The organism is Paenisporosarcina sp. TG-14 (assembly GCF_000297555.1).
GTDB lineage: Bacteria > Bacillota > Bacilli > Bacillales_A > Planococcaceae > Paenisporosarcina > Paenisporosarcina antarctica.
Window position 1 is genome coordinate 20,690 of sequence record NZ_AMGD01000016.1, and the last position, 20,524, is coordinate 41,213.

General features: G+C 39.0%; 23 protein-coding genes and 1 other annotated feature. Of the genes, 14 read left to right on the forward strand and 9 right to left on the reverse strand.

All coding sequences use genetic code 11. The features are described 5' to 3' along the window. The 5 genes from C406_RS0105460 to trpE are packed head-to-tail and all read right to left on the reverse strand — an operon-like array spanning window position 1 to window position 4,383. On the reverse strand, window positions 1–615 hold the full coding sequence (locus tag C406_RS0105460; protein ID WP_017379587.1) for a phosphoribosylanthranilate isomerase: 615 nt from the start codon (window positions 613–615) through the stop codon (window positions 1–3). Further along, window positions 615–1,400: an indole-3-glycerol phosphate synthase TrpC gene (gene trpC / locus C406_RS0105465; RefSeq protein WP_017379588.1), complete on the reverse strand. Its 786-nt coding sequence runs from the start codon at window positions 1,398–1,400 to the stop codon at window positions 615–617. Before trpC ends, C406_RS0105460 begins: the two co-directional genes overlap by 1 nt. After that, window positions 1,397–2,428 (reverse strand): anthranilate phosphoribosyltransferase, encoded by a 1,032-nt coding sequence (gene trpD / locus C406_RS20970; protein WP_017379589.1) that lies wholly within the window; start codon window positions 2,426–2,428, stop codon window positions 1,397–1,399. Before trpD ends, trpC begins: the two co-directional genes overlap by 4 nt. Before the next feature lie 27 nt (window positions 2,429–2,455). Next, entirely contained in the window at window positions 2,456–3,022 is a 567-nt protein-coding gene (locus C406_RS20975; protein ID WP_017379590.1) for an anthranilate synthase component II, read from the reverse strand. Next, window positions 3,019–4,383, reverse strand: coding sequence for an anthranilate synthase component I (gene trpE / locus C406_RS0105480; RefSeq protein WP_017379591.1), 1,365 nt, complete (start codon window positions 4,381–4,383; stop codon window positions 3,019–3,021). Before trpE ends, C406_RS20975 begins: the two co-directional genes overlap by 4 nt. 79 nt (window positions 4,384–4,462) lie before the next feature. Further along, window positions 4,463–4,674, reverse strand: a binding site (T-box leader). A 249-nt stretch (window positions 4,675–4,923) separates the two neighbouring features. Between trpE and C406_RS0105485 the strand changes: the two genes are divergently transcribed. From C406_RS0105485 to C406_RS0105500, 4 genes are all read left to right on the forward strand, one after another. Next, complete coding sequence (locus C406_RS0105485) at window positions 4,924–5,748, forward strand: M55 family metallopeptidase (RefSeq protein WP_017379592.1); 825 nt, start codon at window positions 4,924–4,926, stop codon at window positions 5,746–5,748. 275 nt (window positions 5,749–6,023) lie between these two features. After that, window positions 6,024–6,947, forward strand: coding sequence for a S66 peptidase family protein (locus C406_RS0105490; RefSeq protein WP_017379593.1), 924 nt, complete (start codon window positions 6,024–6,026; stop codon window positions 6,945–6,947). A gap of 15 nt (window positions 6,948–6,962) precedes the next feature. Next, window positions 6,963–8,066 (forward strand): mandelate racemase/muconate lactonizing enzyme family protein, encoded by a 1,104-nt coding sequence (locus C406_RS0105495; protein ID WP_017379594.1) that lies wholly within the window; start codon window positions 6,963–6,965, stop codon window positions 8,064–8,066. 16 nt (window positions 8,067–8,082) lie between these two features. Further along, window positions 8,083–9,024, forward strand: a complete 942-nt coding sequence (locus C406_RS0105500; RefSeq protein ID WP_017379595.1) for a C40 family peptidase — start codon at window positions 8,083–8,085, stop codon at window positions 9,022–9,024. 115 nt (window positions 9,025–9,139) lie between these two features. On the opposite strand, the gene C406_RS0105505 is transcribed toward C406_RS0105500, so the two are convergent. Beyond that, a complete protein-coding gene (locus tag C406_RS0105505; RefSeq protein WP_017379596.1) occupies window positions 9,140–9,775 on the reverse strand; it encodes a histidine phosphatase family protein in 636 nt (211 codons plus the stop codon). A gap of 103 nt (window positions 9,776–9,878) precedes the next feature. Here C406_RS0105505 and C406_RS0105510 point away from each other — a divergent pair, with 103 nt between their 5' ends. Then, window positions 9,879–10,265, forward strand: coding sequence for a hypothetical protein (locus C406_RS0105510; RefSeq protein WP_017379597.1), 387 nt, complete (start codon window positions 9,879–9,881; stop codon window positions 10,263–10,265). Between the two features lie 330 nt (window positions 10,266–10,595). Here the strand turns inward: C406_RS0105510 and C406_RS0105515 are convergent, their stop codons facing one another. Next, the gene (locus C406_RS0105515) at window positions 10,596–11,117 is read right to left on the reverse strand and encodes a GNAT family N-acetyltransferase (protein WP_017379598.1); all 522 of its coding nucleotides are present in this window, start codon (window positions 11,115–11,117) and stop codon (window positions 10,596–10,598) included. 116 nt (window positions 11,118–11,233) lie between these two features. Between C406_RS0105515 and C406_RS0105520 the strand changes: the two genes are divergently transcribed. Together C406_RS0105520 and C406_RS0105525 are read left to right on the forward strand one after the other, a co-directional pair. Further along, window positions 11,234–11,968 carry a sulfite exporter TauE/SafE family protein gene (locus tag C406_RS0105520; protein ID WP_017379599.1) on the forward strand — a complete coding sequence of 245 codons (735 nt, stop codon included), beginning with the start codon at window positions 11,234–11,236 and terminating at the stop codon, window positions 11,966–11,968. A gap of 56 nt (window positions 11,969–12,024) precedes the next feature. After that, window positions 12,025–12,462, forward strand: a complete 438-nt coding sequence (locus tag C406_RS0105525) for a YkvA family protein (protein ID WP_017379600.1) — start codon at window positions 12,025–12,027, stop codon at window positions 12,460–12,462. A gap of 381 nt (window positions 12,463–12,843) precedes the next feature. On the opposite strand, the gene C406_RS0105530 is transcribed toward C406_RS0105525, so the two are convergent. Beyond that, on the reverse strand, window positions 12,844–13,521 hold the full coding sequence (locus tag C406_RS0105530) for a serine hydrolase (protein ID WP_051005487.1): 678 nt from the start codon (window positions 13,519–13,521) through the stop codon (window positions 12,844–12,846). Window positions 13,522–13,679: 158 nt separating this feature from the next. On the opposite strand from C406_RS0105530, the gene C406_RS0105535 reads away from it, so the two are divergent. The 6 genes from C406_RS0105535 (at window position 13,680) to C406_RS0105560 (ending at window position 18,286) form a co-directional block, all read left to right on the forward strand. Beyond that, window positions 13,680–14,471, forward strand: coding sequence for a hypothetical protein (locus C406_RS0105535; protein WP_017379602.1), 792 nt, complete (start codon window positions 13,680–13,682; stop codon window positions 14,469–14,471). Window positions 14,472–14,474: 3 nt separating this feature from the next. Then, entirely contained in the window at window positions 14,475–14,840 is a 366-nt protein-coding gene (locus C406_RS0105540; protein WP_017379603.1) for a GntR family transcriptional regulator, read from the forward strand. Window position 14,841: 1 nt separating this feature from the next. Then, the gene (locus C406_RS0105545) at window positions 14,842–15,564 is read left to right on the forward strand and encodes an ABC transporter ATP-binding protein (RefSeq protein ID WP_017379604.1); all 723 of its coding nucleotides are present in this window, start codon (window positions 14,842–14,844) and stop codon (window positions 15,562–15,564) included. Further along, a complete protein-coding gene (locus C406_RS0105550; RefSeq protein WP_017379605.1) occupies window positions 15,542–16,465 on the forward strand; it encodes an ABC transporter ATP-binding protein in 924 nt (307 codons plus the stop codon). The genes C406_RS0105545 and C406_RS0105550 overlap by 23 nt, the downstream gene beginning before the upstream one ends. Then, on the forward strand, window positions 16,434–17,390 hold the full coding sequence (locus C406_RS0105555; RefSeq protein WP_237740517.1) for an ABC transporter permease: 957 nt from the start codon (window positions 16,434–16,436) through the stop codon (window positions 17,388–17,390). The genes C406_RS0105550 and C406_RS0105555 overlap by 32 nt, the downstream gene beginning before the upstream one ends. A 335-nt stretch (window positions 17,391–17,725) precedes the next feature. Next, window positions 17,726–18,286, forward strand: coding sequence for a M15 family metallopeptidase (locus C406_RS0105560; RefSeq protein WP_017379607.1), 561 nt, complete (start codon window positions 17,726–17,728; stop codon window positions 18,284–18,286). Between the two features lie 153 nt (window positions 18,287–18,439). Here C406_RS0105560 and C406_RS0105565 read toward each other — a convergent pair whose 3' ends face one another. After that, a complete protein-coding gene (locus tag C406_RS0105565) occupies window positions 18,440–18,742 on the reverse strand; it encodes an MGMT family protein (protein ID WP_017379608.1) in 303 nt (100 codons plus the stop codon). Between the two features lie 109 nt (window positions 18,743–18,851). Between C406_RS0105565 and C406_RS0105570 the strand changes: the two genes are divergently transcribed. Beyond that, a complete protein-coding gene (locus C406_RS0105570; protein WP_017379609.1) occupies window positions 18,852–20,504 on the forward strand; it encodes a M20/M25/M40 family metallo-hydrolase in 1,653 nt (550 codons plus the stop codon). The last annotated feature ends 20 nt before the right edge of the window (window positions 20,505–20,524 follow it).

The window sequence follows — 20,524 nt, forward strand, 5'->3', positions numbered from 1 at the left end:
TTATCTCTCCTCATCTTTAACTGTACGTATAAAGGTTCTAATTTTTACGCCGTCTTTTTGTTGCTCTGTCTCGACGCCGCTTGATACATCTACCATAAAGGGTTTTACGATGTGGATTGCCTCGCTTATATTGTTTTCAGTCAGTCCGCCCGCTAAGATAACTTTGTCATTGGAAATATTCGCCTTTGCGAGTAATGTCCAGTCAAATGAATGCCCTGAACCTCCACGAAACTCAACACCTGGTGCATCAAATAAAAAATAATCGACATCAAATTGGGAAGCGCTCTTTACATCTTCTAAAGTCGTTATCGATAGCGCTTTAATAGTGGGTAAGGAAACTCTTCGAACATACTCCTGATTTTCATCACCGTGAAGTTGAATCACATCTAGAGGAACTTCTCTCGCAATGCGTTCCACTTCTTCTAAAGTCTCATTTACGAAAACACCAATTTTTAAAACCCCACTCGGAACTACTGTTGCAAGCAACTTCGCTTGTTCAACTGTTACTTGTCGACGGCTTTTGGCGAATACAAATCCAACCGCATCAGCACCTGATTGTACAGCTACTTTTACGTGTTCAAGTTCCATTAATCCACATATTTTAACCTTCGTCATCAAACCTCACCATGTTTCACGTGAAACGAACGCAATGTTTCACCAATGTTTTTACTACGCATTAATGTTTCACCGACAAGTACTGCACGAGCACCAACTTGTGAAACAGTTACTGCATCAGCAGCGTCTTGAATGCCACTTTCACTAATTAACACACGCTGTTCATGAAAAGGGAAGTGTGCAGCAATTTCTGCTGTTCTAGCCAAATCAACTTCGAACGTTTTTAAATTTCGATTATTAACACCAATAAGTTTGGCCTCTATTGATAATGCTCTTTGTAATTCTTCTAAATCGTGTACTTCTACCAAAACTTCTAAATCTAGAGTTGTAGCATAATCAAACAACTCGTGAAGCTTCTCTTGATCAAGTGCAGCCACTATTAATAGAATAATAGAAGCACCAGCTTGTTTGGCTTGCTCAATTTGCAAGTGGTGGATAATAAAATCTTTGCATAAAACAGGAAGCCCAACAGCTACTGATACAGCTTGTAAATCTGCCATAGTTCCTCTAAAAAATTGTTGGTCTGTTAACACTGAAATCGCTGCAGCTCCGGCTTTTTCATAAGCTAATGCCTGCTGTACAGGGTTTACATTGCCTTCAATTAATCCTTTAGAAGGGGAGGCGCGTTTAATTTCAGAAATCACGTGTAAGTGTTGTGCGTTATATAATGTTTTAAATAAGGAAGGCTTTTCTACAGATGCTTGGGTCAATTTAAATGGTTGTTGTTTCAATAATTCTTCAACTTCTTGTTTTTTCACTTCTAAAATCTTGTCTAAAATAGTCATGCGTTTACCTCCAGGTGACTTCGGTTTTGACTATAAGCAACTACCGATTCCATGACACTAAGCGCCCGACCGGATTGAATACTTTTTCTTGCTTGATGAACGCCGTCTTGAATTGTTGACGAGACACCTGCTGCGAATAAACCAATCCCTGCATTTAACAAGACTGTATCTAGATAAGCTGAGGGTTCTCCACGTAAAACGCTTTTTAATATTTCCGCGTTTTCTTTTGCATCTCCACCGCGAATCGCTTCAAGCGGAGCATTGGATAAGCCTACTTCTTGAGCATTTAGAGTGAATGGAATACATTCACCTTCATCCATAAGAACGAGGTGGTTGTCTCCAGCTAGAGATGCTTCATCCATGCCTCCTGCGCCAGTTAATACGATCGCGCGTTTTCGACCGATACGATGGAGGACAGCGGCTAAATCCATTAGTTTGTCTTGACGATAAACTCCGACCATTTGTGAGGATAAAGAGACGGGATTTGTTAACGGGCCAATAATATTGAAAATGGTCGGTTTACCTAAAGATTTACGGATGATTTGAATTCGTTTCATTTTTGGATGGACATGTGGTGCGAATAAAAAGGCGATATTTGTTTGCTTCAGCAATTCATTCACTTCGCGTGGTTGAAAATTTAAAGCTATGCCAAGTTCTTCTAATACATCAGCGCTCCCAGTTCGGCTAGAAATACTACGATTTCCGTGTTTAGCGACTTTTAAACCGGCTCCTGCTAGTACAAAGGAAGAAGTTGTACTGATATTAAAACTTTGCGAACCATCGCCACCTGTACCGCAATTATCAAACACGGAAGGGGAAGTTACAGGAATTTGGGTAGCGTTGTCTTTTAACACTTCAACTAGTGCCGCAATTTCTTCTGTTGTTTCGCCTTTTATGGATAGCGCGGTTAAGAAATTCGCGATATCATCGGCATTAATATCTTCAGAAAACATGGTGTTCGTTGCTTCTCTCATCTCGTTGTACGTTAGTGAAGTACCTGCACGTACACTGTCTATAAATCTTCTCATCTCAATCTCTCCTCTGCTAAGCTTTGTTTAAGCTATATCTGTTAAAAAGGCTTGAAGGATTTTTTCACCATCTCGAGTCCCTATGGATTCCGGGTGAAATTGTAAACCGTAAAGAGGGTATTCCTCATGTTGAATTGCCATAATGCATTGATCATCCATTGATATGGCGGTAGTTTTAAAGCATCTTGGTAAGTCTTCTAACACGAGTGAATGGTAGCGCATAACAGGTAAAGGCTGTGATAAGTATGCAAACATTCCTGCATGTGAATGACGAACTGATGATATTTTTCCATGCATTACTTGTGTGGCACGTTTTATCTTTCCTCCAAATGCTACGCCGAGCAGTTGATGCCCTAAACAAACGCCAAGCATGGGAACTGTTTTATAAAATTCATTGATTATTGATAGGGAATGTAACTTTTCATTTGGAGATCCAGGGCCAGGTGATAAGACGATAGCTTTAGGGTTCATCTGACGTATTTCTTCTATAGTAATCTCATCATAACGAACAACTTTTACATCTTCACCGAGCATCGATAGGCTTTGATATAAGTTATAAGTAAATGAATCGTAGTGATCCAGTAGTAAAATCATGACAACACCTCAAGTAAGGATTTGGCTTTGTGTAATGTTTCTTCAAATTCCGCTTGTGGATTGGAATCATAAACAATTCCGGCACCAGCTTGGACGTAAGCCGTTTGATTTTTTACCACTAATGTTCGAATAGCTAGCGCAATATCGATATTGCCATTGAACCCGATATAACCAACTGCCCCACCATAAACGCCCCGCTTCACATTTTCCATTTCTTGTATAACTTGCATGGCACGAATTTTAGGTGCCCCTGATACCGTACCCGCTGGTAAACATGAGACGAGTGCATCTAGAGGATGTTGGTCACCACTTAATATACCCGCGACTTCAGAAACGATATGCATGACATGTTGATACTTTTCGATTTCCATGTATTTTGTCAAATGGATGCTGCCCACTTCACTAATTCGCCCCAAATCATTTCTGCCTAAGTCTACTAGCATACGGTGTTCAGCGATTTCTTTTGGGTCGGCGAGAAGTTCTTTTTCAAGTTTTACATCTTCTTCTGGTGTCTGTCCTCGTCGTCTCGTGCCTGCAATTGGATTGGTAGTCACACGTTTTCCTTGAATACTCATCAAGCTTTCAGGAGAAGCACCGAGTACTACATGTTCGTCAAAATCAACATAAAACATATACGGAGAAGGATTTTGTTTTCTTAGTTTTCTATATAAAGCGAATGAATCACCAGTAAAAGGCGCTTGTAAACGTTGAGATAAAACAACTTGAAAAATATCTCCAGCACGGATTAATTCTTTTGCTTGCAAGACGTTATCCATAAAGGCTTCCTTCGTTACATTTGATGTGAAAGAAAGTTTTGCTTGTGTAGTTACTTCTTCAATTTCTTTTACAGCTAGTTGGTGCTCGATTTCTTCGATTTCACTTGGAGTGGATCCTGTGTGTAAAATGGTGACATCTTGTTTAAGATGATCGTAAACAATGACAGTTTCGTAAACCAGTAAGTGAATATCAGGCATTTCTTTATCATCGGGTAATGCGGGACCGATGTCTTCATATTGGGCGATCGTATCATAACCAATATAGCCAACCGCACCTCCGCTAAATGGAAACTCATTCTTTTCCTCTACAACGGGTAGTAAGGTTTTTAATAATTCTATTGGTTTACCACTATGTGTAGTCACTTCGCCAGTTAATAGGGAAGTCTCCACTAACTCACGAGCTGCCCCTCGAAATTCTTTCACGGGATTTGCTCCAATAAAGGAATAGCGACCAGATGCTTCATATTTTAACGAGCTTTCAAGTAAAAATTTTCGTGTCCCTTGTAATCTTTTGAATATAGCGATGGGAGATAAAGTATCCCCATTTATCGTCACACGTGCAGTTTTTAGTAAGTTTGTTTGCATACATTTCTCTCCTCTACTCAGCTCATTTACACTCCGAAAAACAAAAAAGCCCCCTGTACATGAACAGAAAAATTCATGTACAGAGGACGGAATACCGCGGTGCCACCTCAAATTAAAAACCAATGTTTGGCTTTCACTTTAGGACCTGTAACGTAGATCACACGTTTTCCCATACTTACATTCTGGGAAACTCTCCAAAGACCATTCACAACAAGTTGCCTATCAGCTTCCACCAGCCGCTGACTCTCTACAAGACTCACTTGTGCTACTATTCTTTGTCATCGATTTTTCTCTGCTAAACTCAGCTCTTATTCTTAATGGCGATGCCGCTTCCGACACCTTCTGCCTATATCCCGAATAAAAAAGTTGTTCTTATCGTAGTATGTTTAGACTAATCTGTCAACTGATACTATGTATAAAAATAGAAAAATGTTAATTGTATTGAAATATTCAGATAGTTTCATTACTCTTAATATAATTAGTGATTTTTATTTTGAGAAATAAAATTCTGTATCATTGTATGAAAGGGGCAAGAAGAATATGAAGTTTTTCATCTCAGTCGATATGGAAGGGATTACAGGTTTACCTGATCACACTTTCGTAGATTCGAAGAAACACAACTATGAACACGCCCGTCGTATCATGACAAATGAAGCAAATGCTATTATTGAAGGTTTACTGAAAAAAGGCTCCACCGAGATAGTGGTGAACGATAGTCATTCGCAAATGAATAACTTACTTGTAGAGGAATTACATCCAGAAGCAATGCTTATAACGGGTGGAGTTAAGCCTTACTCGATGGTACAAGCACTGGATGAAACTTATGATGGGGTTATTTTTGCTGGGTATCATGCACGAGCGGGTCAACCTGGAGTCATGAGTCACTCTATGACTTTTGGCGTCCGCAACATCTACATAAATGACGTGGAAATTGGAGAACTTGGGTTCAATGCATATTTGGCAGGCCATTTTGGGGTGCCAGTCATATTGGTAGCAGGTGACGATGGGGCATGCCGTGAAGCGGAAGCACTCATTCCAAATGTCACGACAGTAGCAGTGAAAGAATCGATTACACGCCAAGCAGTAAAAACGATGCATCCCAAAAAGTCACAGGCATTATTAACGGAAGAAATTCAAAAAGCGGTAGACAATCGACATTTGGTAAAACCACTAGTACCACCAAAAAACCCAATACTACGAATTGAATTTACGAACTATGGCCAAGCCGAGTGGGCAGCGCTTATGCCGGGGTGTGAAATAGAACCTGGGACGACAATTGTGAAATTTGAAGCAAAAGATATTTTGGAAGCGTACCGTGCCATGTTAGTAGAAGTTGAACTAGCTATGCAAACGACGTTTTGTTAGGGGGGACTCATTAATTGCAAAAGCAACAAATACTGCAGCTCGTTATCAGGTACTAAGGAATTAAAACGCTTCACATTGTGACTATGAGCACAAAAACAATGTGTTTTAGGCATACTTCGTCACTCTGGTTTCTAGTACGCAAGGTGGCGGATAAAACAGTAGAAATGAATAAACAGCTTCAACGTTTCAATTCAGCGCCTTACACTTATGGTATCAAAAGAAGTTATACTTAGAGATATGAATTGTTTTCATAACATAAGAGAGGGGTAACATACATGCGTACTAGACCATCACGATTACAAAAAGGGGACACAATTGGGATTATCGCGCCATCAAGTCCACCTAACTTAGAAAATTTGAAGCGCTCGCTCGCATTTTTAGAACAATTAGGATTGAACATTAAAATGGGTAAACATGTAGAAAAAGTTCACGGCTACTTAGCAGGTACGGATGACGAACGCTTAGAAGATTTACACGATATGCTGTCAGATCCAAACGTCAAAGGGATTATTTGCGCAGGAGGAGGTTTCGGAGCAGCTCGCTATGCGGACCGCATTGACTTTCAATTAATGACTGAGCAGCCTAAGATTTTATGGGGCTATAGTGATATTACATATTTACACACAACGATTGGGCAATTCGCCAATGTTGTCACATTCCACGGACCTATGCTCGCATCGGATGTAGGAAAAGATACGTTCCATGAATTATCTGCTCGCATGTTTGGACAATTATTCGAACCAATCGAACTGCATTATACACAAGACATTTCACCATTAACGACCATAAGTGGCGGAGTTGCACAAGGGGAGTTAGTTGGAGGGAATTTATCGTTACTTGTTAGTGCGCTTGGCTCTAAATATGAAATTGATACACGAGGGCAGTTACTGTTTATTGAAGACGTGAATGAAGAACCATATAGAGTGGATAGCATGTTAAATCAATTGCGTTTAGCAGGAAAGCTACATGACGCAGTGGGATTCGTTGTTGGAGATTTTGCAAAGGCAGAACCCAAAAACGAAAAACCAACATTAACACTTACTGAAGTGTTAAAACACTACCTAGGGGACTTAGGAAAGCCAGTTGTTTCAGGGTTTAAAATGGGTCACTGTGAACCACATTTTGCAGTACCACTTGGAGTGGAAGCGCGTTTAGATGGCGATAGCAAAACATTGACGATTTTGCCAGGCGTCAAATAAACTGGGGGAAAAAACATGATCATACATTCGATAGAAACTTTTTCCATTGCGGTACCACTCACAAAACCATTTAAAACAGCGCTACGTACTGTTATAATAGCTGAGTCTATTTTTGTGAAAATATCGACTGAAGATGGCTTTGTCGGATGGGGTGAAGCACCACCAACTCATGTTATTACAGGTGATTCACTAGGGAGTATTCAATTTGCGATTAATCATGTGATGGGTCCTCAACTTCTTGGACTGGATTTACATCATTCAGAGCGTGTATTCCAAAAATTGCATCGTTCAATGGTTGGTAATTCAAGTGCAAAAGCAGCAATTGATATGGCCATTCATGATTTGCTGGGTCAACTTGCAAGGCTTCCTTTAGTCACGTTGCTTGGGGGGTATCGCGATACGCTTGAGACCGATTTCACCGTCAGTGTTAATGATGAAGAAGAAATGGCTGAGGATGCAGCAAGTTATGTAGCAAAAGGTTTTAATATGTTGAAAATAAAAGTAGGCATCGATGATATCGCAAAAGACGTAGAGCGTATTCGGGCGATTCGCCAAAAAATTGGCTATGATACTAAACTTCGACTTGATGCGAACCAAGGTTGGGAAGTCAAAGAAGCAGTTCGAGCAATTGGCCAAATGGAAGATGCAGGTCTTGACATTGAACTGATCGAACAGCCTGTAAAAGCATATGATATTGAAGGCTTACAATATGTAACACAACATACACATACGCCAATCATGGCAGATGAAAGTGTTTTTACTCCGAGAGATGCCCTGCGTGTTTTACAGATGCGAGCAGCCGATTTAATCAATATTAAACTAATGAAAGCTGGAGGCATTTATCAAGCGTTGAAAATAAATGCGTTAGCAGAAAGCTATGGAGTAGAATGCATGACAGGGAGTATGGTAGAAACAAAACTTGGTATTTCGGCAGCCGCACATTTTGCTGCAAGTCAACCAAATGTGACCCGCTTTGATTTTGATGCGCCGCTAATGCTTGCTGAAGATGTAGTAGATGGTGGTATCATCTATGATGGCAGAAATATTAAGTTCTCTAAAGAGCCTGGAATGGGATTAAATAAAGAATTAATGAATAAACGATTACAGCACAAAAGATAGATAAGGAGATTTTCATATGATATATCATTCATCGACAACATGGGTGTGTTCAGTTGCAGTTGCAACGGTTTGGACATCACCTGAATCAGTACGTCAAAAAGATGCACCAGGTTTTGAGAATCCAGTTAGTTTGACGAAATGGCTAGAAGCGTTAAATTATGAGGACTTGCTTGATTTATGCGAGGGTAACCGCGTCCAAACTCAAGTGCTATACGGTGAACCAGTGTTAATTGACGAAATCGTCGGGGATTGGGCGAAAGTGAATTGTATATGGCAGTTTTCTAAAAAAGACGAACGGGGCTATCCTGGATGGATTCCTCTTGCTCAGCTTAAAGAAATGGAACGTATTTCTGACTTCGGTTATGCAAAGGTACGTCTCCCGAAAGTCCAACTTTTTTCGAAGCATAGAGAACCTTTACTAGTTGTTCCTTTTAACACCATTCTTCCAGTTATCGATGATCTAGATGATCATACAATAGTCCATACCCCACACGGAAATGCACTAATTTTAAGTGAAGATATTGAACGAGCACCAGGTATTGAATCCTTCATTGAACGCGTGGGTGTGGAAGTAGTGTCATGTGCTTCTAAATTTGTAGATATTCCTTATTTCTGGGGTGGTATGTCTTCATACGGCTATGATTGTTCTGGGTTTAGTTACAATATGTTTAAAGGACATGGTTATTTCATTCCACGAGATGCTGATGATCAAGCGAAGCATGGTGAAGAAATTGATTTGAATGACACTAGTAAGTGGGAAGTTGGAGATTTATTATTCTTTGCTAATGAAGGGTCAAACAAAGTTCGGCACGTTGGGATATATTATGGTAATGGCCAAATGATTCATTCTCCATCAACTGGTCAATCTACTGAAATTATTATATTAGCTGGAACCAAGTATGCGAAAGAGTTGTGCGCGGTAAGTCGCTACGCAAGAACCGAGGAGGGACCGTTATGACCTCTAAAGTGAATGGCATAGCTCAAACTCATCTACATCCAAGTGAACTATTGTTATAAGACATCATTAATAGGAAACAAGCCAGTCGAAATTGATAAAACTGGCTTGTTTGTTATTAATGCGCTTTGGTAGGTTTCTTGGCTTCTTCAGCATGTGACATATCGCCTATCATAGTGAGTTTCTGGCTTTCATTATCGATTTCCATCATTGTAAGGCTTGTTCCGTGAATGAATGGTGGTTCCCAAAGTGAATCTAACTGTTCACCACTAAAATGATTAATTAAACATTTTTTTACAACACCATGAGTCACAATCAACACATGTCCATCTGGATGTGCAGTCGAAATTTCTTCAACTGTACGCAACACACGTTCTTTTAAGATGTGGAAGTTCTCACCAGAAGTCGATTCAAATTGGCTTGGTAATTCATAATATGTTTTTACTTGATCCGCGAAATCGAGTTCGATTTCACTAGAAAGCATTCCTTGCCACTCACCAACATTAATTTCGCGTAGATCTTCTTTTTGAATGAGAGGAATATGACGTTCCCCTATAATAAGTTGAGCAGTATCAATTGCACGGCCACTTGTGCTACTATATACGGCGTGGAGCGGGACATCCTGGAGACGCTTGCCTAATTGTATTGCTGCTGAAACTCCAGTTGCAGTCAATGGGGAGTCTGCCCATCCTTGCATCCGTGATTGGACGTTCCATTCGGTTTGTCCGTGTCGTGTAATATATAATGTTAGCATGTCAATCCTCATTTCAATTAAGTGAAATTTGTACAAATTAGTTTCCAAAAACGAAACTATTTAAAAACTTTAGGCGTAATACATAAAAAGGAGCGAAATGATTATGTTAACATTTTTCGATAAATACCAAAGTTTAATACTTAGTATTATTTTAGCTTTCTATATTTTGAATTCCATTTATATTGGATCTTCGTACGTATCCTTCATCTTGTTCTTTTTCGTTATCTTGATGCAGTTAATCCGCATGCGAAAACAAATTAAACAATTATCATTCCTGCAATTAGTAGCTATTTTTGGTATATTAATAGCTTCATTAGTCGGCCTCGTTTTAATTTTTATGGGCTTTAATCACTTGCTAACGACAGGTGTCCTTTACTTCCCAGACTGGTTGATTGTTATCATTCAAATCGTATTAATCCTTGTATTTTTATTGAGCGTTACGTCCGCTATTCGAAATTTATATGAACGTTTTACACGTTCAAAAGAATAACAAAAGGATGCCTTCGTAAAGAAGATAAAGAATCTAATCACCCTATTTTTATTAGGTGGTTAGATTCTTTTATTGTGTAAGGATCTCCATAACGAATATTTCACGTCACAAACAGCAGCGCAGCGAAAATTAAACCAATTAGCCCCTTACACTCAGTGTTTTTTGGGGGTATTAATATGGGGTAAATTAGGCGAACGGGAATAACCACAAGTTGAACGGGAATAAAGCGATTGCGAACTGGAATAAACCAAAATTAACGGGATTAAAATTAGCTGATTATCAAAAAACCTTCTTACCTCAACCTATTTGGAAGGAAGGCGATCTATTGGTTTATTTATTATATTCTGAAGCAAGCAATCCGTACAAATGCATGTCATAGCGTTTGCCGTCACGTTGTATAAACTCCCGATAAGTACCTTCATGTTTAAATCCAAGGGACTCATATAGACTAATAGCTGCTTGATTATAGCTAAAAACAGTTAGAGACAAGCGATGTAAATTGAGTTCATTGAACCCATATCTCACTAGCAATTTCATGGCATCCTTGCCAAACCCTTTGCCATGAAAATCAGGACCCAAAGCAATTGAAATCCATGCAGCACGATGAGGCCAAACAATTTCTTCGATCGCACACACGCCTAAAAAATCTTCAGACTCAAGCGGGCGAATAGCAAAACGATAGCTGCGATCTGAATGATCATCAATTAATTGGTTGGCATTCTTTTCGGATTCTTCGCGAATTGGAGAAGAATTATAAAAACGCCCAAAGGATTCCACACTATTCCACTGACGAAATTTAGGTAGGTCTTCTTTTCTGATCGCTGTTAAACGAATTTTTGAACCTGCAAACATAATTATCCATTCCCCTTGTCATAAGTTTTTCTTATCGTATCTCATTATATCACCGTCATGTTCTCGGTAGGAGACTCTGAGTATAATGGAAATAACAAGAAAGCCAGGTGACGACTATGGATTATCTTTTACTGTATTTTATTGGAGTCACTGCGACGACAATTGGGACGCTGGCAGGTGGTGGAGGTTTAATTAGTTTGCCGACAATGCTGCTTCTAGGTTTGCCAATTCATTCAGCCATCGGAGCAAATAAAGTATCTAACACAGTAAGTTCTTTCTTCAGTTTCTTCACGTTGTATAAACGAAAACAAATATCCTTGAAGGATTCTCTTTGGATAATCCCAATTAGTTTAGGTGGAGGTCTCACGGGAGGATTTATCTCTTCTACGTTATCCGCAAGTAATCTTTATTTACTGGCTATATGTCTTCTAGCGTTTGCTTTTGTAACGTCTTTTATTGGAAAAGGCAGTTTCACAGGTGTAGAACCATTAAAACTGACACGCTTAAGTGGACCAGGACTTTTTGGGATTGGTATTTATGATGGTCTATTTGGACCTGGTCAAGGCACATTAATGCTATATTTGTTTAGTTACTTGAACATTGCGTATGTAAAATCAGTCGGGTTAGTGAGACTTGCCACTTTTTCAAGTTGCTTCGGAGCAGCGATTAGTTATATTTCATCTGGCGCCATTATCTGGCCTTTGACTCTTGCTTTAATGGCAGGATCAATAACTGGGGCTCAACTAGGTGTGAGAATTGCTGAGAAAATAAACCCGAAGTATGTGAAACCGATATTACGAATAGTAACGGCTCTACTTATCTTACAACTAGTTATTAATAACTTCCTCTAGGTAGACATTGAAAACTACCGCACAAACCGACATACTAATAAAAAGGGGGCTATGAAATGAACAAGCATGAAGACAATAAAGATGAATGGCTACAAAAATTGGACCCGCAAGCACAAATAGAAAGTTCCCGCATTCACTATTTTGACGATAAGTTTTGGAGTAAACTGTTGAAATATAGCAAAAAAGCTGGGGAGAAAACGGTTTATACGAGTTTGCTGTTATATTTCACCGCTCAAAATCCAGCAGTTCCAAAATCCGCTAAGCTCACCATTTTAGGGGCACTTGGATATTTGATTTTACCAATTGACGTAATTCCAGATTTTATTCCAGTCATCGGCTTGGCGGATGATGCCAGTATTATTGCATATGCACTATATCAAGTAATCTCGCATATCGATGAACCAACTAAACAGCGCGCTCATAACAAAATGAATTCATGGTTTGGTCAACCTGATGAGAACAGTGAAATAAACGATCAACTTTTACCTAAATGATAAGAAAGAGCGGACCTCTAACGGTTCGCTCTTTTAAAAGATAAGAAAGTATATAATTTTAGTTCCATAAATCCAGTGTTTCAGGTGTTTTGGACAAAAAATTGATTCATTAATATTGTTGATTTCCGTTTCAACGCCCTTTCATGTTTCGAAGCTAGTAGCGATGCAGAAACAGGCGGACGCTTTGCGACGAGTAACCGCAGGAGCACATGGAACGAAGACTAAGAACGCCACGTCGTGTGGCAACGACTTCGTGACCAACATCCTGTTGGCCCGAGGAGACTGAAGCCAAGCCCGCGAAAAGCGTCCACCGTAGCGGGAATAAACGGGTTTATATGGTTACCTTTCTTAAAGGACCGGGCGCACTTTGCCCGGTTTTTCTTATAATTCATCAAATTTATGTCCGAATTCTTGTAATAACGCCTTCCCTAAATAATTACTTCCTTCAGTTAACCCGCAATATAATCCAATTTGGCCTTTATAAACAAAGAATCCTACATCGTGTTCAATACCTTTTAACTCCCCAGATTTATTAAAGAAAACAATTTCTTCATTTTTAGCACCAGCTGGAACTTTGTCCTTAAATTGCTGTTTTTCAAGGATGTGTAACATGTCATTAAAAGCGGCGGAACTCGCTATTTTTCGTAAGCAGGCCACCATGTCGCGGCCGCACACAAAATTATCTCGACCTTCTGAAATCGCAATTTGATCTCTCATTTCCCGCCCCAAGATCGATTTTGTCATACCAACATGCTGGAAATAACGGTTTAAACGTTTAATTCCATAGCGTTTTATCAGTAAATTAGTCGCTGTATTATCAGATACAACCACCATTAATGCATGCAAATCACGAACTGACAACCATCTTGATTGTGTGACAAGTGTTTGCAAAACCCCTGACCCATCGACAATGTCTTCAGGTAAAACCTCCACGAGTTCATCTAAATCTTTTGCATGATGGAAGCCATACAGAAAGATGGGGAGTTTTATTACACTTGCCGATTTGAATACTTCATCAATGTCATTAGAATAGCGAACAGCTCCTATTGGATACTCCATGTGTAAACTATATTTCCCGGGAAATTTCGACAAAATAATATATTCACCAACCTTTTAATTTAGTTTAATCTAAAATCTTTTCCATTCAAATCCCCTTTACATAAAATAATTCATGGTGTACCATCTAGATAGAACACTAATACAGAGGAGGGGAATGCTTGAAACAATGGAGTGGTTTATTGATGAAAGAATGGATCAATATGAAGAACTTGCTCTATTCACTTCTTGTGTTGGATGCATTAATTTTATTTATTGTTCCTTCAGGGTTTAAACGATTATTTGGAATAGAAGAAGATTTAGGAACCATTCGCTTCATGGTTGGAGGAATATTACTATTTTTTCACAGTCTAGTTGCACTTATTTTGTTAATAATTTCTTTAGAAAAAGACATGATAAGACAAGATATTTGGATTCACACATCGGCAACCATGCAGAAATTAGTGGGTACAAAAATTATTTTTACTGTTTTCGTTACATCAGTTTCGCTATTATTTATTAGTGTCGTTACATTTGGACAGTTTTTCATATCCATATCAAATCAATCTTCAGAACTTATAGACATGGGGAAATTCTTGTTTTTGGTTATTAGTATAACTTTTATCACGTCCATTTACTTATGTGTTGTTGGGTTTTTCTTTTGGGTAATTTATCAAACTTTACGAATGAGGATACAGTATTATGCGATACCGGTTACACTCGTTTTGTTTGTTTTAATAAATTACTGGTGGAACAAAATACTCTCTAGTGCCTTTTTCACAAAAACTTTTGCAATTGGAACTTTACCAGTAAATGATTTTATTCCACAATCGTTATTGCACGAAACTCTTAATGTGAATCTTGATTTTTCTACAGAGCCGTTTTTAATTGGTATACTCCTTTTTATTACATGTATCACAGTCCTTTTATTTGTTAGCGCCACTACTTGGCTCGACAAGAAAGTGAGAGTGTGATGTATGAGCATTGACTTTCTCCCAGACAAACCAATTTATCAGCAGTTAATGGAGCGTATTTCTGGTGACATCATTAAAGGAGTCGTCAAACCTGGAGATAAACTACCTTCTGTCCGTGAATATGCAGTTGAAGCTGGTGTCAATGCCAATACAATGCAACGGGTTTACAGAGAGTTGGAGCAGGTTGGCATTACCGAGACGAAGCGCGGGCAGGGGACGTTTGTCACTAAAGATGAAATTAGGTTGAAAGAATTACGTAAACACATGAAAGAGACTATGATTGCTTCATTTATTCATAATGCGGAAGGTCTTGGGTTCACAAAACAAGAAATGATTGAATCGTTGCAAATTCGCAAAGGAGGTGAGTAGCATGATTGAACTGCAAAATGTGTCAAGAAAATTTGGGAATAAAAAAGCGCTGGCTGATATAAACTTATTGATAAAAAAAGGAAAGATAATTGGTCTTGCAGGTGAAAATGGTGGTGGAAAATCAACATTATTAAAACTAATGGCAGGTTTACTTAAACCGACAAACGGCTCGATTACACTTGATGGTTTACCTATTTCAAGAAGGTCTGCTACTCAAATTTCATATTTGCCGGATGCAGATACGTTCTACCCAAACTTTACAGTTGCCCAATTATTTCGTTTTTACGAATCACAGTTTGATGATTTTAGTCTTGACAAAGCTAGTCATATTGCAAGTTTTCTAAATATTTCCTTGGATGACAAGTTAAAAAATCTATCAAAAGGTAGTCGTGGACGAGCGAAAGTGGCAATTACACTTGGTAGAAACACACCTTACTATTTATTGGATGAGCCGTTTTCTGGATTCGATCCGATGGTTCGCCAAGATATTATGAAAGGTTTGATTAAATTTACAGACACAGAGACCCAGACAATTGTCCTATCCACACATGAGATACGGGAAGTTGAACCTTTGCTTGACGAAATCGTCATACTAAAAGGTGGGCAAGTGATTGCTTATGAAGAAACGGAAAACATCCGTGATCTATATGGTAAAGATACAATATCATGGATGATGTCGCTATTTAAGGAAGGTGAAGAATATGGAACAACAACCAATCGTTGAGTTAAAACAATTATCAAAAACAATCGGAAAAAAGAAGATTATCGATAACTTGAACATTAAATTATATCCTGGTCAAATCACCGGATTCTTAGGACCCAATGGATCAGGTAAAACCACAACGATTCGAATGATGGTGGGACTAATGGAACCTTCAAACGGAGAAGTGATAGTAGAAGGTCAAGTACTACATGATAATTTTGAAGAAGCAATGAGCAAAGTCGGTGTAATTGTAGAAAACCCTGAAATGTACAAATATATGTCGGGATGGAAAAACTTACTGCACTTTGCCCGAATGGACAAATCGATTTCAAAACAACGTATCACCGAAGTAGTTGAACAAGTGGGCATGCAAAATCGTATTCATGAAAAAGTGTCTTCTTATTCATTAGGCATGCGCCAGCGTCTTGGCTTAGCACAAGCACTACTACACCGTCCGAAGTTCTTAATATTAGATGAACCTACAAATGGCTTGGACCCTGCAGGAATTCGTGAGTTCCGTACATATTTGCGAAAAATCGCAGTAGAGGATGGAGTATCGGTATTTGTATCAAGTCATATGCTCTCTGAAATTGAACTTATGTGTGATCGAATTGCCGTGATTCAAAACGGTCAACTCATCGACATTCGAGAAATGAACCAAAAAGAACAAGCTCATTATTATATTGAAGCTCATCCAGTTGAACAAACACAGGAGCTGTTAATAGCTCACGGTTTAGAACTTGAAGTTAGCGGAACAGGTTTTATTGCCAAAGTAGAACAAGAACAAATTCCATCTATCGTTAAAGCATTGATAGATGCAAATCTTCAAGTATTCGCAGTGCAACCATTCCGTAAAACACTTGAAGACCAATTCTTAGAAATGACCGGAGGTGGCCAAATTGCTGAATCTCATAAGAAATGAATGGATGAAATTATGGCAAAAGAAAGCCACTTGGGTAATTGTGGTAATGCTAGTAGCTATCTTAATCGGGGTTGGGGGAATTATGAAGTGGGTTCAATCCACTAACGAACAACCTCAAAATCAGCCTTCATGGGAAGAAAATCAAGCTGAAAATCAAGCGTTTTTAACAGCCCAACTTGCCGATCCAAACATAGATGATGCGTATAAAAAACAATTAGAAAAAGACCTAGCTATTTCTGAATATCGTTTAGATAAAAACGTGGAACCTATGGATCCTAATGGTCGAGAGCAATCTGTGCTCGATTCACATGTCATGTTGTCATTAGTAATCTTGTTTTCTGTAATTGTAGCTGCAAGTATTGTTGCGTCTGAGTTTTCGCAAGGTACCATCAAAATGTTATTAAGTCGACCGGTGAAAAGGTGGAAAATCTTAACCTCTAAATACTTAACAACTTTGATATTTGCGTTTGTGTTAACGATTATTGCATTCGTCTCAACTATGATTGCGAGTTACTTGTTCTATGATTCAGGTGGTGGTGCAATTTTAGAGTATCGTAACGGATCAGTTGAAGAAGTGTCTTATTGGGGACGTGTATTCGTGTTGTATGTCTTACAATTCGTAGGTGTGATTGTGTATACAACATTTGCATTCATGATTGGGAGCGTCTTCCGTTCAAGTTCTCTAGCAATTGGATTATCGATATTCCTATTATTTGCAGGACCAAATATCGTGTTAATCTTAAGTAAGTATGAAATTGCGAAATACATCTTATTTACACATACTGACTTAACAGGTTATATTAATGGTCAAATGTTTGTTCCGGGGATGACTTGGCCTTTATCCCTTATGGTATTGACCGTTTATATGGTGATATTTATAGGTGTTAGTTTCTGGTCATTTACAAAACGAGATGTCACAGCTTAATTTTGGTGAGTCGTTCCTCTTCTGAGGAGCGGCTTTTTTAAAGTGTACGACTAGGGGTTCCAGGGAGGTAATTCTCCAAAAATGCGAAGAAGGTTTTTGCCACACTGTTACGTGTATCCTATCTAGATGGTTTGGCACTCTTTTCACTAGCTCGGTCTAGCAATTTATTAGTCGGGTTTGGTGTTTTCTTTAACGAGCCTGATAGAGTTTCAGCCCAAATGATAGCCACAATTTGAGGGGGAATTGTGGCTATGCAGTTTTACTAGTATAAACCATTGAAAGTAGGTATTAAATTTCGTAAGATGGAGAGTAGTGTGTAGAAAGGAGGAGTTCGCTTGAAACGATTTTGGATTGGATTAAATATTGCATTTTGGCTCGTTATTGGCGGACTCATCTTTGTTTGGGTGCACAATGAGCTAGAATCTAAAGAAGAACGACAGGAACGACCTTTACCAGAAGGATTACATCCAATTGTTGGAGAAAAGAGCAATCAATTACTGGAGAGAGCAGAACAAATCGGCATTCCTATTATAATTAGTGATAGTTTTCGATCTATAGAATCCCAAGATGTATTGTACGACAAAGGACGCTCAATTGAAGGTAGTATTGTGACCTATGCACGCGGTGGACAGAGCTATCATAATTATGGTCTAGCTATCGATTTCGTTTTACTAAATAGTGATGGTACCATCAGTTATGATATACAACGAGATCTCAATGGTAACGGCGAAGCCGATTGGTTCGAAGTCGTGCGTATTGCAAAGGATCTTGGATTCTTATCTGGAGCAGAGTGGCCTGGCTTCAAAGACTACCCACATCTAGAATATACATTTGGACTATCGATAAGGGACTTGCAAAATGGATGGCGACCTGAAGATAAAATGGATGAAAAATAGTGAATTAAGCAAGCTTCAAAAACTGTTTCAATGCGATATCGATATCCGTTTAACTGAGATGCATATAGACTAATTTGACCTCCTCAAAAAGAACTTGAGGAGGCTATTTGTAAGAAAAATTTTAAACTTGTAGCAGCAAACAACCAAAGCTATTTACTCCTTGTGAAAAACACTCAAATCAACCCGTCCATCACTTAAAAAGGCAACACCTTCACCTAGAAGCAACATACGTTGCAGGTCCTTCGATTCTTCATTGGGTACGGCAATTTCCCCACGGACGTTTACTACTCGATGCCAAGGTAAGTCGTATTTTTCGCTCATTGTATGTAAAATACGCACAACTTGTCTTGCTGCACGTGGACTACCCGCCATGCGAGCGACTTGTCCATAAGAGACGACGTATCCTTCAGGTATTTCTTTTAAAACGCGTACAACTTCTGCTGTAAATGGTTGCATAGTCGTTCACTTCCTAACTCTCTATATTGTAATCAAACCGTGCTCAACATGTCGACCATGTATGATATATTACGAGTATCTAAATATTCACATAAAGGAGTGTCGAGCGATGTTTGATTGCAAGGATGAAGTATGGGCGCTGACGAAGCAGTTGGTGAGAATAGAAAGTATTGTCAATGAGGGCGGGGAGAAGGTGCTGTCACAGTCGCTTTTCACGTTAATCTCATCCTATCCGTATTTTCAGCAACAACTCGATCACGTGATTTATCAGCAAACTGAAAACGATGAACAAGAACGATACAATGTGATTGCATTTGTAAAAGGTACTAAAAATCCTTCGAATAAAACTGTACTATTAATCGGACATATTGATACAGTAGGCATCGACGATTTTACTTTAAAAGAACTCGCACTGGATCCCGATGCTCTAGCACTAGCTCTACGCCAAGAGGACTTGCCTGAAGCGGTAAAGGTTCATCTTGAATCAGGAGAGTTTGAGTTTGGACGAGGTGTGCTTGATATGAAGTCAGGTGTTGCGAGTCATCTTTATTTGTTGAAGTATTATTCGGAACATCCAGATGAGTTAGAAGGTAATTTGATGGTGGTATTTGAGTGCGATGAAGAAGTTGGTTCGCACGGAATGATTTCTGCATTGACTGAATTAAAGCGACTTAGAGAAATGCATGGATTTAACTATGTAGCAGCGATTAACGCGGATTTTGTGTCACCTCGTTATATAGGTGATCCAAAGCGCTATATTTATACAGGAACGGTTGGAAAGTTATTGCCTTCTTTCTTCATAACGGGTTCCGAAACGCATGTAGGCTCTTGTTTTGAAGGAATTGATCCCAATTTTATTGCCGCGCATTTAACACGACAAATCAGTTATAATCCAGCGCTTTGTAATGAAGCTTTTGGGGAAACGACAGTACCGCCGGTTTCATTAAGACAAATGGACTTGAAGCCAGCCTACACGGTACAAACGGCACTCTCTGCCTATGTATATTTTAATTTCTTTATTCATTCGTGGTCACCTAAAGAGGTGCAAGACCGTTTGATAGTCGAAGCTGAGACAGCATTTACCACTGCATTAACGGAGTTTAAGCATAATTATGCAGAGTATACTAAAGCTAGTGGGGAACCAATGAATGTCATAACATGGCAACCACGTGTGATGACATATGAGGAAATGCATGTATCCTTACAAAGTGAGCATGGGGAAGACTACATCATTCACATGGATGCTTTCAAAGAACAATTACTGCTGCAAACAGACGTAGATACGCGTATGTTCTCGGCTCGTGTTGTTGAAGAAGCTTGGAAATGGATGCCTGATAAAAATCCAGCTATTATCATGTTCTATCCATCACTCTATTCACCACGAACTGAAGTGACAGGTAAAAATTATAATGAAAAAAACTTGCTCGATGCAATAAAAGTAGCAGTGGATACCGTTCAACCGAACTACCCACATCCAATCGTTACCAAAAACTTTTTCCCATATATATCAGACATGAGTTTTATTTCATTAAGTGATGACGTTGCAGGAATATCAGTCGTTGCAACGAATAATCCGGGTTGGAAAACTAAAATCTATGTTGACTATGAAGCTATTCGCGACATTAATGTTCCAGTTATCAATATTGGGCCTTACGGATACGACGCTCACAAGCAATACGAACGGATGGAACGCAGCTTCTCACTCAATATTGTTCCTAACCTAACAAATCAAGTGATTCAACAACTCATCGGATGCAAATAATAAGGAAATCTCCAGACACT